Raw genomic sequence first — 13,255 nt, forward strand, 5'->3', positions numbered from 1 at the left:
CGGCTCCCGCCGCGTTCGCGAGCATCCCCGCCGTCGATCAGGACTCGGTGACGAGTTTGCCGATCTCCTGGTCGAAGTCGAACCATTCCGGCTCGGAGCCGGCGGGCACGACGTCGTAGGTGCGGTCGAGGAATTCGGCCAGTTCCTGTGCCGGGGCTTCGAGGACCGCGCAGCCGTCGGGCGCGCTGAGGGCGAAGATCACGATCGAGGTGTCGTCCGCCGGGCTGATGATCACATCGCCCTCACCCGATGGAGTGAGGAGCCCGTCCGCGAGGAGGTCACGGCCGAACATCCACCGGACCGTCCCGCCGCCCGAGTGATAGGCCACCACGACGGCGTAGGGATCCTCTGGGTCGTATTCGAGATCGGCCTGGACCGGGAGCGGGTCCGCACCGAAAGTGCGCAGGCCGAAGACGATCGTCCCCCGGATGAGGTCGCTTTCCTTGTCCAACGCTTCAGCCCCTTACGTTCGGTTGCAGTTGATCTTCAGCTATTGATAACGCAATGTGAAGCCTTTTCGTGACCCGAGTTGACAAGGTTCACACGTTCGGCTGAGAGCTGCGTCTCAGGTGCTCACGGACGGTTCCCGTCGGGCACGTGGGGTGAGCAAGCCGGGAATGCGATCATTCGTGCAAAAGAAAGAGATTTCGCACGTGCATATTCCGGTGAATGAAAATAGCCAACCGTTCGGCGGAGTGCATCGGTATTTGTCGTGGTTAGCATCATTGTGCGTCGCTCGCGTATTCCAGGAGATCGGCGTGGCTCCGTCCTGGACCTTGACGAGCTTGATCGTTGTGGATCGGGAGGGAGCGATAATGGGCGTACGAATCACCGTCGCCATTCCGGTGCGCCGACCAGGAGCGTCGCCGTGACCGACCGGCTGCCGATGCGCGTCGGGCAGTCCGACATCGACCGGCTGGAGGGCGTCGTCGCCGCGCTCCGGGCACGCGATTACCGGGAAGGCGGCGGATCCTGCCGGGAACTGCTGCGCGTGCTCGAGCCCTACGGCACGGCGCTGCGACGGGGAATGATGTCCGATCAGCTGGCCCGGCGGCTGGCGGGAGTGGTCGCGGATCTGCGCAACCTGAGGGGCTGGACGGAATTCGACTCCGGCCGTCCTGTCCGGGCGGAGCGGCACTTCCGCCGCGCGCTCGAGCTCGCGGCGGAGGCGGGCAACGACGACCTCGTCGCCAACGTCCGTTACCGGCTCGGCCGGATGTATCTGCATCACCGCACTCCGGCGGAGGCGCTCGAGCAGTTCGGTCAGGGGCAGGCCGCGGCGCGCCGGGCGGGAAGGTCGCTGTCGCAGGCGATCCTGTCGGCGAACGAGGCTTGGGCCTACGCGCTGCTCGGCGACGTGCGCCGGGCGCTGGACAAGCTTTCCCTTGCCCCGGAACAGTTCGCGGAATCCGCCGGGGACGCCGTCCCGTCGTGGTCCGCCTTCTTCACGGCCAACGACCTCGCCGCGATGATCGGCACGGTGCGCACCGAACTCGCCAGGCTCGTCGACGTCCGGCACAGCAGGGAGGCCATCCCCGCGCTCACCGAGGCCATCGACGGCTACGGCCCGGACATGGTGCGCAGCCGGTCGCTGACGATGATCTGGCTCGCGGTCGACCACGCGCTGGAAGGCGACCTCGACCGTGCGGCGGAGGTCGGTCTCGCCGCGATGGAGATCGCGGACGGAATCCGTTCCGCCAGGACGCGAGACCGTTTGCGGCCGCTGTCGGAAAGCGTGCGGAGGCGGGTGGGCGACATTAATGCGCGGGATCTTCTTGACCGGATCGCAACATTTCGGGCCAGCGCCTGAGCGCCGGAGAATAGGTGGAGGAATGACCGGATCAATTTCGCCGGGCGTAGGCTCGCGGGCATGAAACGGACTTCGTTCGCGCAGTGGCCGTGTTCGATCGCGCGCACCATGGACCTGCTCGGCGACTGGTGGACGCCGCTGGTCCTGCGGGAGGCCTTCTACGGGATCCGCCGGTTCGACGAGTTCCAGCAGGAGCTCGGTATCGCGCGGAACACCCTCGCCGACCGGCTGCGCCGCCTGGTCGGGGAGGGGCTGCTGGAAAAGCGCGCCTACCAGGCCGACCCGGTCCGTTACGACTACGTCCTGACCGAGAAGGGCGCGGATTTCTACGGTGTGCTCGCGGCGATGTCGCGCTGGGGCGACCGCTGGCTCGCCGAGGAGGCCGGGCCGCCGATCGTCCTCCATCACGAGACCTGCGGGCGCGATACGCACGCCGAGGTCGTCTGCGCGCACTGCGCCACGCCGCTCACCGCCGAGAACACCCGGGCACGACTGGGGCCCGGCTACCCGCCGAAGCTCGCGAACCGGCCTGACGTGGTGCGCCGTTTCGCCGCGCAGGAGGGTTTGACAACGTAAGTCCATCTAAGCAACTATCGAGGTCACGAGCACGGGAGGGCGACCACGATGGAGTGGACGGGCGCCAAGTACGCCGACAAACCGACGGTCGAGGTCGAGGCCTGGGTCGACGCAGATCCGAAGCGGGTCTGGTCGATCGTGTCCGACGTGCGGCTGATGCCGGAGATGAGCCAGGAAGTCCGCTCGGTCGAATGGTGCGATGGCGCGGCCGGTGAAGCCATGGTCGGCAGGCGGTTCGTCGGCCACAGCAAGCACGACTCGTTCGGCGAATGGGAGACGACCTCGTACGTCGTCGAATGCGAGGCGCCGCGTGTCTTCGCCTGGGCGGTTCAGGATCCCGAGACGCCGACCGCGGTGTGGCGCTTCACGCTGGAACCCGAGAACGGCGGCACCAAGCTCCGGCAGTGGATGCAGATGGGGCCGGGGCGGTCCGGGCTTTCGCTGGCCATCGACCAGATGCCGGACAAGGAGCAAAAGATCGTCTTCGTCCGGTTGCGCGAGTTCGAGAACGCGATGACCGGGACCCTCGCCGCGATCAAGGAGCGGGCAGAGGCCGGCGACGCCTGATGCGGACGGCGACCACGGTCGAGGCCTCGCGCGGCTGGCGGGAAACGCTGGACTTCGTGCTGGAGGCGGAAAAACTCGGTCTCGACGACTGCTGGGTCGCTGAGGCGTGGGGTTCGGACGCACCGTCCGTGCTCGGCTACCTCGCCGCGCGGACCGAGCGGATCCGGCTCGGCTCGGGAATCATCCAGCTCGGCACCCGGACCCCGGTGGCGATCGCGCAGGCCGCGCTGACGCTGTCGGACCTCTCCGATGGCCGGTTCGCCCTCGGACTCGGCGCTTCGGGGCCGCAGGTGATCGAAGGCCTCCACGGCGTTTCGTTCGCCCGGCCGCTGACACGGATGCGGGAAACGGTCGCGATCATCCGCCAGGCGTTCGCGGGGGAGAAGATCTCGTTCTCCGGCAGGGAGTTCGAGATCCCGCTGCCGGGTGAGAGCAGGCCGATGCGGCTGTCGGCCGCGCCGAACCCGGACATCCCGATCCACCTGGCGACGCTCTCGCCGAAGCTGCTGGAACTGACCGGCGAGATCGCGGACGGCTGGTTGGGCACCAGTTTCGTCCCGGAGGGCGCGGAGGCCTACTTCTCGCATCTCGACGCCGGACTCGAGAAGTCGGGCCGGTCGCGGTCGGACCTGGAAGTCTGCCAAGGTGCCGAGGTCGCCTTCGCCGCGGACGAGGACGAGTTGCGCGGGATGATCGCGGGCCGCAAGGGCGAACTCGCGTTCAGTCTCGGCGGGATGGGTTCGGCGAAGACGAACTTCTACAACAACGCCTACAGCAGGCAAGGCTGGGCCGAAGTCGCCGCCGCGGTGCGGGAGCGCTGGCAGGCGGGCGACCGGGAAGGCGCGGCCGCGCTGGTGACCGACGAGATGGTGCTCGGCACGACGCTCATCGGCACCGAGCCGATGGTGGCGCGGCGGCTGCGCGTCTGGCGTGACGCCGGGGTCGACACGGTCCGGCTGTACCCGGCGGGGGAGACGGTCGCGGATCGGCTCACCACCCTCGGCCGCGCGCTGGACCTGGTCCGCGCGCTGGGCTGAATGCCCGCGCCGGTTGAGGTGACCGGCCGAGCGAAGCCGTTCCCGTCTGCTCCAAGCGGGTAGAACTTGTTTCACTTTTGCCGTCGGCTGGAGAACATGACCTCGCTCGATCCCCCACGCGAGGAGGATTCATGGGGTCCGATTTCCACCTGTCCCGGCGCCAGGTGCTGCGCGGTACGGGGATCGCGCTGGCTTCGGGACTGCCGTTCGCCGGGACGGCGTCGGCCGAGGCCGCGGTGCTCGGTGAATACGACGTCGTCGTGGTCGGGGCTGGCGCGGCGGGGATGACCGCCGCGCTGACCGCGGCCGAACGCGGACTCAGTTGCGTGGTGCTGGAGAAAGCGGCGAAATTCGGTGGGTCGGCCGCCCGTTCGGGGGCGGGGATCTGGATTCCGTGCAACGCGGTGCTGGCCGCGGCCGGCGTCCGCGACACCCCGGAGCAGGCCGCACGGTACTTGGCCGCCGTGGTCGGCCCGTCGATCCCCGCCTCGCGGCAACAGGCGTTCCTCGCCAACGGCCCGGCGATGCTGTCGTTCGTGATGGCCAACAGCCCGCTGCGGTTCCGGTGGATGGAGGGCTACAGCGACTACTACCCGGAACTGCCAGGCGGGATGCCGGACGGCCGCTCGATCGAGCCCGACCAGCTCGACGGGAACATCCTCGGGGCCGAACTGGCCAACCTGAACCCGCCCTACCTCGCGACGCCCGCGGGGATGGTCGTCTTCAGCGCCGACTACAAATGGCTCGCGCTGGCCGCGGTCAACCCGAAGGGCGCCGCGGTGGCGGCGGCCTGCCTCGCCCGCGGCACGGCGGCCGCGCTCGCCGGGCAGAAACCGCTCACCATGGGCCAGTCGCTCGCCGCGGGACTGCGGGCGGGGTTGCAGCGCGCCGGTGTCCCGGTCTGGCTGAACACGCCGTTGACCGATCTCGTCATCGAGAACGGGAAGGTCACCGGCGTGACCGTCGCGACGGGCGTGGTGAAGGCCCGGCGCGGTGTCATCGTCGGCTCGGGCGGGTTCGAGCACAACGCCGCCATGCGGGCGGAATACCAGCGTCAGCCGATCGGTACACAGTGGACGGTCGGTGCCCGGTCGAACACCGGCGACGGGATCCTGGCGGGAAAACGTGCCGGAGCCGCACTGGACCTGATGGACGACGCCTGGTGGGGACCGGCGATCCCGCTGCCCGGCGAACCGTACTTCTGCCTCGCCGAGCGGACCCTGCCCGGCGGGCTGATGGTGGACGCGGCGGGCAAGCGATTCGTCAACGAAGCGGCGCCGTACAGCGACGTCGTGCACACGATGTACGACCGCAACCCGACGTCGCCGACCATCCCGGCGTGGCTGGTCGTCGACCAGCACTACCGCAACCGGTATCTCTTCCGTGACGTCGCACCGCTGCTGCCCTTGCCCGACGAGTGGTACTCGGCGGGCGCGGTCAAGAAGGCGTGGACCGTGGAGTCGCTCGGCACCGCGATCGGTGTCCCGCCGCAGGCGTTGCGCGCCACGGTCAACCGGTTCAACGGACAGGCGCTGTCCGGTGTGGACAGTGACTTCCGCCGGGGCGCCAGTGTCTACGACCACTACTACACCGACCCGTACGTCCTGCCGAACTCGTGCCTCGCGCCGCTCTGGGCGCCGCCGTTCTACGCGTTCAAGATCGTCCCTGGCGACCTCGGCACGAAGGGCGGGATGCGCACCGACGCGCGGGCGCGGGTCCTGCGGGCGGACGGCTCGGTCATCGCCGGCCTGTACGCCGCCGGGAACGCCAGCGCGGCGGTGATGGGCAACAGTTACGCGGGCGCCGGTTCGACGATCGGGCCGGCGATGACCTTCGGGTATGTCGCGGCGAACGACCTCGCCGATCAGGCTGTGGGTTGAGGGCCTATTCCTCCTCGAGTGGCTCGTGTGGTTGAAGTTGCGAGGGGATGAAGGGAACGCCGTCCAAAGTGGAGTCGGTGAACCTGATGTCACCGCTGAACGTCGCGCCGTCGAAAGTGGTGTAGCTACTGAAGGTCACCTGGTTGAACCAGGCGTCACCCGCGAACGCGGCTTCGGTGAAGTAGGACCGGTGCGCGAAAGTCACACCTGGCAGGTAAGCGTCTTCGAAGAACGTGGCGTCGTCGAAGGTCGCACTTTCGGTGAAGGTGGCTTTGCTGAACACGACGCTCCCGGTGAACGTCGTGTTCGTGAACCGAGCTTCGCGCAGGAATGAGGCAGCGCGGAAGGTGGCGGTGCCCTTGAAGGTGGCCGCGTCGAATCTGGCCATGGCCTCGAAGGACGCATGGTCGAACCGGACATTGCCGGTGAACCGGGCTTCCGAGAACCAGGAGTCGCCCGTGAAGATGACGCCGTCGAACCTGGTTTCTCCTTCGAAGTGGATGCCCATGAACAAGGTGTCACCGCAGAACCGAGCGTTCGAGAAGCGGGCGTTGTTGAGCCGGCAGTCGCGGAACATGACGTCGATCAACAGCGCTCCGCTGAGATCCAGATCGATGTCCGGCCAGAACCGGTTCCCGTCCTGGTAGTTCGGGTCGAGATGATCGGTCAGGATGCGCTGGGCGGTCGTGCGTACCTCGCGTTCTTGGATGTCACTTCGATATTCGTCATGGACTTCTTTTTCGGCGCTGGGATCGGGAGGCTTGTCAGGCAGTTCGTAAGGCATCCGCAAATAGGCGCTGATGACGTTGACGATCATCTGACGTTGCGAAGGGGTGTCCTGCGCCAGGCGATCGAGCGCGTACAGGCCGGCGAGCCGGACGGGTGCCTTGTCTGCTCCCAACTGCTCGACTGCCTTCAGATAGAGATCACTGATCCGCCGTTCCGCGGCGTCATGGCGAGCGTCGTCATTGGCCCGCTCCCGTAGCTGGAGGTCATGACGTTTGGTGAGGAGGTCCTGCTCCGCGGTCTGCTGGCGTCGAGCGGCCAGGAGCAACGCGATGGCGCCACCTGCTCCGAGCACGATCGTGCCGACGGTGCGCACGCCTTCCAGTCGGGCTTTGTCGGCGTCGGTCCCCTTTCCATAGAGAAAGAACAGCACCCAGCAAGCGGTGATCGCGAAGACGAGCAGAATCACGGCGCACAGGGTGATGGTGCGATTCGACAGGGTCCGGTGGTTCCCGTTGGAAGGCTCGGCGGGTCGGGTTCGAGACTTCTCCGGAGGCTGGGAATCATCGACCATCTGACCATGATCGCAGCGTGGGGGCGGTTTCGAATCTGGCGAATACGTGATTGGACCGGTCGCTCACAATCCGGCCCAATCGGCTTTCGTGGACTCACGGCCCGCGCGGTCACCCTCCCGTGAGCTCGCCTTCGACGAGCTGGACCGCGATGATGGCACCGAACGCCAGGAGATGGACGAAGCAGTGGTCGGTGTACCCGCCCGCACGCCAGGTCTTCACGTCGGTTTCGGTGATCCGGCCCGGGGCGACGCCGGCCAGCACGGCGAGGGTCGCGCCCGCGCGGTCGGCCGGGGCCAGGGCGGCGAGGGAGTCGGTGAGCAGGCCGCGGTCGCCGTCCAGGGCGGATCGCCGATGGCACGCGATCGTTTCACGCACGACGGACTGGGCCGGTTCGGACAGGAGGCCGCCTCCGCGCTCGGCCGCGCGCGACAGCGCGGCGTAGGCGGGGCCGACGGCGCTGGTGCCCGCCCAAGCTGGTAGTCCGGTGGACGGGACGTCGTCGAGCAGGGAAAGGCTGTCGCCGTTGGTTCGTTCTCGATGTATCGCGCGGGCGATCGGCGCGCCGTCGAAGGCAGCGGGGACATCGTCGCTCATGGCGCCCGGAAGGAGCTTTTCGTTCAGCAGCACCAGGACCATCCGGTTGATGAAGTGCAACGCGAGTGCTGTTCCGAGGTATTCCGGTGCTTCTCGGGCGGGAAAGGGCTGTGGTCCGCCCGATCGTGCCCAGCGGGCGAGCGCGGCGAGGTCTTCATCCGCCGGTTCCTTGCCGTGTTCCAACGCGTCCGCGGCGTCCTCGCCACCTGCCAGGCGCAGGAACACCAGATGCCCGGCGGTGTCGTAGGCGCAGTCGTTGCGCTGTGAAACGGATACCGTGACGATCTCCTTGCGCCATCGGGGAACCGTGCCCGCCACGAGCGACTCGCGCAGCAGCGCCCAGCACGGGGCGAGCAGTTCCGGGGCGGGGGAGAGCATCCGGACCGCCGGCCCGATACTGCTGAACTCGGTGTCGACTTGCCGGTAGACGGCGGCCACCGGGCCGGTCGCGTCCTCGGGGGAAATCGGCGTGATATGACGGAAGAGCATGGTGGGGACCTTTCGGATCAGTGCACGCGGTCGAGTCGTGAAGCGACGATGATGAGCACGAAAGCGGTGAGCGCGGCGACGGTTCGGATGATGTTGTAGGTCTCCCAGCGATCGAGGATCGCCGCGTGGTCGGCGGGTGCCGAGGTGACGGCCCAGACCTTGATCCGGCCGTTGATCGGGACGTTGCCGAAGCGGGTGACCAGAAACGACGTCACGACCAGGACCGCGGCGATTCCGGCCAGTTGCCGGGTCCGTCCACGGTTCAGGAAGGCGAGTGCGGCGGAGCTGAGCGCCGCGAGCGCCATCGCGGTCTGCATGACGACGCCGTTCCGCTGCATGAGCGCGGTGTGGAAGGTCAACCGCACGTCGAGCGGGACGACGTCGAAGGTGGCCGCGACATTGACCACGCCATAGCCGAACGCCCCCGCGAGCAGACCCGTCGACAAGAGGGCGACGCCGGTGACCAGACCCGACCTTAAATTTGACATGCCGTCAAACATAGCGGCCTGGGTTAAGCTTGACAACATGTCTGAGATAGCCGCGGGCCGTCGGAGACGACGGCGGACCGATGCCGACCGCAGTGCCGCTTCGATCCTCGCCGCCGCCAAGGAAATCCTCGGTACGCGAGGTGCCGCGAGCGTCGAAGACATCGCGACAGCGGCCGGGGTGAGCAGGCAGACCGTCTACGCGCACTTCAAGACCCGGGAAGCACTCCGTAGCGCGGTGATCGACGCGGTGTCCGAGGAAGCCGCGAACGAGATGGACGCCGCGCGTCTCGACGAAGGCCCCGCCGCCGACGCCCTGCTTCGCTTGCTCGACGTCGGATGGCGGACGTTCCGGCGTTATCCCCTGCTGCCCGCCGGCGCCGCCGAAGAGAACGACCCCGAAGCCGACCGGGCCCGTCATTCGGCGGTGTCCGATCATCTGGACCGGCTGCTCACCCGTGGCAAGGCGGCAGGGGAATTCGACCAGGCACTCGCGAATCCCTGGCTCATCAATGCGATCGTGGCGCTCGGCCATGCAGCCGGACAGGCTGTGGACGCGAAGCAGATGACGTTCGAGGACGGCGTCGACGCGCTCGCCGAGAGCGTGCTGCGGCTCTGTGGTGCTCACGGGCGGTCCCGGACCGGTTAAGGTGGGGCGTTCGCGTGGCATCAAGGGCTGGGGGGTCCGCCATGATCATCAAACGTGCCTATCACCACGGGGATCTCCGTCGTGCGCTCGTCCTCGCCGCACGGGAACTCCTCGTCGAACGAGGTCCCGAGGGGGTGAGCCTGCGTGGCGCGGTCGCGAAGGTGGGCGCGTCCACCGCGGCGCCGTACCGGCATTTCCGCGACAAGGACGCGCTGCTGGTGGCGGTCGCGCTGGAAGGGCACGGCGAGTTGCAGGGTTGCCTGCGTGGCTGCGGCGCCGGGACGGTGACCGTCCTCGGGCATTCCTATCTCGGCTTCGCGCTGGAGAATCCGGCGTTGTACCGCCTGATGGCCGGCGCCGGAATCGGGGACCGCGCCGCGTATCCGGAACTGGCCGAGGCGCATCGGGCGACCTGCGCGGTGCTGGCCGACCGGGTGGGGCAGCGGCACGATCCGGGCGGGTTCGCCGTCACGCTCTGGTGCCTGCTGCACGGGCTGGCCACGCTGGTGATCGACGGTCACGTCGAGCGCGGCTCCGCCGTCGCGGAAGCCGAACGCAGCCTGGCGCTGCTTCGCCCTGCTGGAAGTGCCTGAGTGTCCACAAGGGACCCCCGCGTCTGACCAGGGAGCCTCCACCCCACCGTCAGCCTCACCCACGAACACGACACGTTCGACCTTCCTGTACTGGGGAGGCGAGCGCGACTAACCGTCCGTGCCGCTCACGAGGTGAGCGAGCGCGGCGCTGAACGAGCGTGCGGTGCTCGCCAGTCCGGCGACCGCGGAAACCGGGTCGCGGCGGACGGGGAGGACGGCGGCGAGGGCCGCGCCGACCCGGCCGTCCGGGGTCCTGATGCCGACGGCGGCGCAGCCGAGCCCCGCCGTGATGGTCTCCGACTCGGCGGCGTAGCCGGCCGCGCGGATCTCCAGCGCGTCGGTGTCTGGTTCGGCGAGCGCGGAGTGGTGGGCGGCGAGGAGCCGTCCGGCGGCGGTCCCGGGCGGCAGTGGACTACCCGGCGACACGGGCACCTCGTCGGCGGGCAGGACGGCCCCCGCGGCGACCAGCGCGCGGCCCTCTCTCGGGACCACGAGCACCAGGCTCGCGCGCATCCGCGCCGAAAGCACCGGCAGCCACTCCTTGGCCAGGTCGCGGATTTCGGGCTGCCAGAACCGCCCGAGCCGGAACACCCGCGAACCGATCCGGTAGCCGCGGCCCGCCCGCTCGACCGCGCCGAGGTCGGCCAGCTGGTCGAGGAGCCGGTGCACGGTGGTCTTCGGAAGCCCGGTGGCCCGCACGAGCTGCGTCAGCCCGGCCTGCCCGCCGCGCTCGTTGAGTGCTTCGAGCAACGCGAACGCGCCTTCGAGCACGCCGCGTCCGCCGATGGGTTCCCGCATCGCCGCCCTTTCCCGAAAACAGGCCACACCGGAGAAGTAAAGTGCGCCCACGGCCGCCCGGGATACGAACTTCCGGGCAGCCGTTGGGGCGGGGTTCCGCTGAACGGCCCAGCAGGCGACGTGACCGACACCGCCCCGGAAACCACCCTGCCGGGTCCTGCCTCCCGGCACGTTCCTGGCATGCTGGCAAGGTTCGCGCGAACATCACAGCTCCAGGGGGACGTCGACAATGGAGGAGATCCGCCGCCTCGCCGACCGGTTCGATCTCATCGAGCCCGTCGGCGGTGGCTCCATGGGCACCGTGTGGCGGGCGCGCGACGAGAACCTGGAACGCATTGTCGCGATCAAGGAACTCCTTCTGCCGCACGGCGCCGGTGAGCAGAAGGCGGACGAGGCCAAGAACCGCGCGCTGCGCGAGGCCAGGATCGCCGCCCGGCTGGTCCATCCGCACGCCATCACCGTCTTCGGCGTGATCGACGAGCAGGACCGCCCGTGGATCATCATGGAGTACCTGCCGTCGAGGAGTCTCGCGGACAAACTGCGTGACGGGCCGATGGAGGTCGACGACGTCATCCGCCTCGGCATCCAGCTGTGCTCGGCGCTGGCGGCCGCGCACCGCGCCGGCATCGTCCACCGCGACATCAAGCCCGGCAACGTCCTGCTCGGCGAGGACGAGACCGTCAAGATCACCGACTTCGGGATCTCGCGGGCGATGGGCGACGTCCAGCTCACCGCGACCGGCGAGATCTCCGGCACGCCGGCGTTCCTGGCGCCCGAGGTGGCCCGCGGCGAGGACGCCACGTCCGCTTCCGACGTGTTCTCGCTCGGCGCGACGCTGTACACGGCGCTCGAAGGCGGGACGCCCTATGGCACGGCGGAAAACCCGATCGCGTTGCTGTACCGCGCGTCGAGCGGCGAGATCACCCCGCCGGTCAGGTCGGGGATCCTGACGCCGCTGCTGAACCGTCTTCTCGACGTCCGGCCCGACAGCAGGCCGACGATGACCGAGACCGAACGAGAACTGCGGGCATTGGCGGCGGGGGATCCGACGACCCTCGTCGCCGAAGAGCCGCCACCGAAGGCGCGCAAGGGAATGCTGATCGGCGTGATCGCCGTGTTCCTCGTGCTCGCGGCGGCGGCCGCCGCGGCCGTGGTCGTGGTGCTCACCCGCGGTGACGACGCTCCGTCGGGCACGGCGCCGCCGCAGAATTCGCAGTCACCGGTCGTCACCCCGACGTCGTCGGAGCCGGTCGCGCCGCCGCCGTCTTCGGCGCCGTCCTCGACGGCGCCCCCGTCCTCGTCGTCCGCGCCGCCTCCGGCGCAGACGCCGGGACAGGCGCTCGCGGCCTACTACGCGCTCATCCCGGGAAACCTCGAGGCCGGGTTCGCGACGTTGACCGACAACTTCAAGACGAACAGGAAACAGAGCTTCGAGCGGTACTCGGGCTACTGGAGGCAGTACAGCTCGGTGACCGTGTCGAACGTGACCGAATCCGGGAACACGGTGTCGGCGACGCTCACCTACGTCAAGGCCGGCGGCGGCACCACGACCGGGCGGGAGACCTTCGTCCTGGTCCAGCAGAACGGCCGGTACCTCATCGACTCGCAGCGGGCAGGCTGAGTTTCCCGGCGAGGCGCTGAAGCCAGGCTTCGACCTCGTCGGGGGAGCGGTCCGGGAGGCCGAAGATCGTCTCGGTGACCCCGGCCGCTTCCAGCCTGGCCAGGTTCTCCGGATCGGGCCGGACGCCGAGCGCCGAGATCTCCGGTTCGCCGGTGCGGCCCGCTTCGTGCCAGATCTCGCGCAGCTGCCGGGCCTTGTCCTCGATGTCCGTGTCGCCGGGGGTGGTGAGCCAGCCGTCGGCCGATTTCGCGATCCAGCGGAACGTCTTCTCCGTCCCGCCCGCGCCGACGATCACCGGGATGTGCGCCTGAGCCGGTTTCGGCCACGCCCAGCTGGCGCCGAACGAAACGAACTCGCCCGCGTACGAGGCTTCGTCCTGCGTCCAGAGCGCCCGCATCGCTTCCACGTACTCGCGCAGGACCGTCCGCCGTTTGCCGCCAGGGACGCCGTGGTCGGCCAGCTCGTCGACGTTCCAGCCGAAGCCGACACCGAGGGTGACCCGCCCGCCCGAGAGGTGATCGAGACTGGCGATCGTCTTGGCCAGCGTGATCGGATCGCTCTCGACCGGAAGGGCCACCGCCGTCGCGAGCCGGATCCGGGTGGTCACCGAGGCCGCCGTGGCCAGCGCGACCCACGGGTCCAGCGTGCGCAGGTAGCGGTCGTCGGGGAGCGACGAGTCGCCGGTGCGCGGATGCGGCGCTTCCCGTTTGACCGGGATGTGCGTGTGCTCGGGTACGTGGAAGGCGTCGAAGCCCGCGGCTTCCGCCGCCCGTGCGGCGGCCGCCGGGGTGATGCCCCGGTCGCTGGTGAACAGCACTATCCCGTGTCTCACAGGCGGTCACGTTATTAGAACGT

At 68.8% G+C, this 13,255-nt stretch carries 14 protein-coding genes; 8 read left to right on the forward strand and 6 right to left on the reverse strand.

Features of this window, described 5'->3' with window-relative positions:
- Nucleotides 1–37 precede the first annotated feature (37 nt).
- A complete protein-coding gene (locus tag ACLJO0_RS15820) occupies nt 38–451 on the reverse strand; it encodes an SsgA family sporulation/cell division regulator (RefSeq protein ID WP_038515280.1) in 414 nt (137 codons plus the stop codon).
- Between the two features lie 435 nt (nt 452–886).
- Here ACLJO0_RS15820 and ACLJO0_RS15825 point away from each other — a divergent pair, with 435 nt between their 5' ends.
- From ACLJO0_RS15825 to kstD, 5 genes are all read left to right on the forward strand, one after another.
- Nucleotides 887–1,810 carry a tetratricopeptide repeat protein gene (locus ACLJO0_RS15825; protein WP_410579319.1) on the forward strand — a complete coding sequence of 308 codons (924 nt, stop codon included), beginning with the start codon at nt 887–889 and terminating at the stop codon, nt 1,808–1,810.
- 60 nt (nt 1,811–1,870) lie between these two features.
- A complete protein-coding gene (locus tag ACLJO0_RS15830) occupies nt 1,871–2,386 on the forward strand; it encodes a winged helix-turn-helix transcriptional regulator (RefSeq protein WP_396566180.1) in 516 nt (171 codons plus the stop codon).
- 48 nt (nt 2,387–2,434) lie between these two features.
- Nucleotides 2,435–2,953, forward strand: a complete 519-nt coding sequence (locus tag ACLJO0_RS15835; protein WP_410579259.1) for an SRPBCC family protein — start codon at nt 2,435–2,437, stop codon at nt 2,951–2,953.
- A complete protein-coding gene (locus tag ACLJO0_RS15840) occupies nt 2,953–3,990 on the forward strand; it encodes an LLM class flavin-dependent oxidoreductase (RefSeq protein ID WP_410579260.1) in 1,038 nt (345 codons plus the stop codon). The genes ACLJO0_RS15835 and ACLJO0_RS15840 overlap by 1 nt, the downstream gene beginning before the upstream one ends.
- A 131-nt stretch (nt 3,991–4,121) precedes the next feature.
- Nucleotides 4,122–5,870: a 3-oxosteroid 1-dehydrogenase gene (gene kstD, locus ACLJO0_RS15845; RefSeq protein ID WP_410579261.1), complete on the forward strand. Its 1,749-nt coding sequence runs from the start codon at nt 4,122–4,124 to the stop codon at nt 5,868–5,870.
- Between the two features lie 4 nt (nt 5,871–5,874).
- Here kstD and ACLJO0_RS15850 read toward each other — a convergent pair whose 3' ends face one another.
- The 3 genes from ACLJO0_RS15850 to ACLJO0_RS15860 form a co-directional block, all read right to left on the reverse strand.
- Nucleotides 5,875–7,065 carry a pentapeptide repeat-containing protein gene (locus ACLJO0_RS15850; RefSeq protein WP_410579262.1) on the reverse strand — a complete coding sequence of 397 codons (1,191 nt, stop codon included), beginning with the start codon at nt 7,063–7,065 and terminating at the stop codon, nt 5,875–5,877.
- Nucleotides 7,066–7,279: 214 nt separating this feature from the next.
- On the reverse strand, nt 7,280–8,254 hold the full coding sequence (locus tag ACLJO0_RS15855) for a hypothetical protein (protein ID WP_410579263.1): 975 nt from the start codon (nt 8,252–8,254) through the stop codon (nt 7,280–7,282).
- A 17-nt stretch (nt 8,255–8,271) separates the two neighbouring features.
- Nucleotides 8,272–8,742, reverse strand: coding sequence for an anthrone oxygenase family protein (locus tag ACLJO0_RS15860; protein WP_410579264.1), 471 nt, complete (start codon nt 8,740–8,742; stop codon nt 8,272–8,274).
- Between the two features lie 37 nt (nt 8,743–8,779).
- On the opposite strand from ACLJO0_RS15860, the gene ACLJO0_RS15865 reads away from it, so the two are divergent.
- Both ACLJO0_RS15865 and ACLJO0_RS15870 read left to right on the forward strand, forming a co-directional pair.
- Entirely contained in the window at nt 8,780–9,388 is a 609-nt protein-coding gene (locus tag ACLJO0_RS15865) for a TetR/AcrR family transcriptional regulator (RefSeq protein WP_410579265.1), read from the forward strand.
- Between the two features lie 41 nt (nt 9,389–9,429).
- A complete protein-coding gene (locus ACLJO0_RS15870) occupies nt 9,430–9,981 on the forward strand; it encodes a TetR/AcrR family transcriptional regulator (RefSeq protein ID WP_410579266.1) in 552 nt (183 codons plus the stop codon).
- A gap of 108 nt (nt 9,982–10,089) precedes the next feature.
- On the opposite strand, the gene ACLJO0_RS15875 is transcribed toward ACLJO0_RS15870, so the two are convergent.
- Nucleotides 10,090–10,779 carry an IclR family transcriptional regulator gene (locus tag ACLJO0_RS15875; protein WP_410579267.1) on the reverse strand — a complete coding sequence of 230 codons (690 nt, stop codon included), beginning with the start codon at nt 10,777–10,779 and terminating at the stop codon, nt 10,090–10,092.
- 229 nt (nt 10,780–11,008) lie between these two features.
- Here ACLJO0_RS15875 and ACLJO0_RS15880 point away from each other — a divergent pair, with 229 nt between their 5' ends.
- Nucleotides 11,009–12,400, forward strand: coding sequence for a serine/threonine-protein kinase (locus ACLJO0_RS15880; protein ID WP_410579268.1), 1,392 nt, complete (start codon nt 11,009–11,011; stop codon nt 12,398–12,400).
- Here ACLJO0_RS15880 and ACLJO0_RS15885 read toward each other — a convergent pair.
- Nucleotides 12,375–13,232 carry an LLM class F420-dependent oxidoreductase gene (locus ACLJO0_RS15885; RefSeq protein WP_410579269.1) on the reverse strand — a complete coding sequence of 286 codons (858 nt, stop codon included), beginning with the start codon at nt 13,230–13,232 and terminating at the stop codon, nt 12,375–12,377. The two genes, ACLJO0_RS15880 and ACLJO0_RS15885, sit on opposite strands and share 26 nt — an antisense overlap.
- Between the last annotated feature and the right edge of the window lie 23 nt (nt 13,233–13,255).

This window comes from Amycolatopsis sp. lyj-108 (genome assembly GCF_046549005.1).
Lineage (GTDB): Bacteria > Actinomycetota > Actinomycetes > Mycobacteriales > Pseudonocardiaceae > Amycolatopsis.

What these genes read in the sequence shown, in the direction of transcription:
- ACLJO0_RS15840 (WP_410579260.1), top strand. Translation starts at nt 2,953, where the DNA reads ATGCGGACGGCGACCACGGTCGAGGCCTCGCGCGGCTGGCGGGAAACG.
- ACLJO0_RS15870 (WP_410579266.1), top strand. Translation starts at nt 9,430, where the DNA reads ATGATCATCAAACGTGCCTATCACCACGGGGATCTCCGTCGTGCGCTC.
- ACLJO0_RS15855 (WP_410579263.1), bottom strand. Translation starts at nt 8,254, where the DNA reads ATGCTCTTCCGTCATATCACGCCGATTTCCCCCGAGGACGCGACCGGC.
- ACLJO0_RS15880 (WP_410579268.1), top strand. Translation starts at nt 11,009, where the DNA reads ATGGAGGAGATCCGCCGCCTCGCCGACCGGTTCGATCTCATCGAGCCC.
- ACLJO0_RS15860 (WP_410579264.1), bottom strand. Translation starts at nt 8,742, where the DNA reads ATGTCAAATTTAAGGTCGGGTCTGGTCACCGGCGTCGCCCTCTTGTCG.
- ACLJO0_RS15825 (WP_410579319.1), top strand. Translation starts at nt 887, where the DNA reads ATGCGCGTCGGGCAGTCCGACATCGACCGGCTGGAGGGCGTCGTCGCC.
- ACLJO0_RS15865 (WP_410579265.1), top strand. Translation starts at nt 8,780, where the DNA reads ATGTCTGAGATAGCCGCGGGCCGTCGGAGACGACGGCGGACCGATGCC.
- ACLJO0_RS15835 (WP_410579259.1), top strand. Translation starts at nt 2,435, where the DNA reads ATGGAGTGGACGGGCGCCAAGTACGCCGACAAACCGACGGTCGAGGTC.
- ACLJO0_RS15830 (WP_396566180.1), top strand. Translation starts at nt 1,871, where the DNA reads ATGAAACGGACTTCGTTCGCGCAGTGGCCGTGTTCGATCGCGCGCACC.
- ACLJO0_RS15875 (WP_410579267.1), bottom strand. Translation starts at nt 10,779, where the DNA reads ATGCGGGAACCCATCGGCGGACGCGGCGTGCTCGAAGGCGCGTTCGCG.
- kstD (WP_410579261.1), top strand. Translation starts at nt 4,122, where the DNA reads ATGGGGTCCGATTTCCACCTGTCCCGGCGCCAGGTGCTGCGCGGTACG.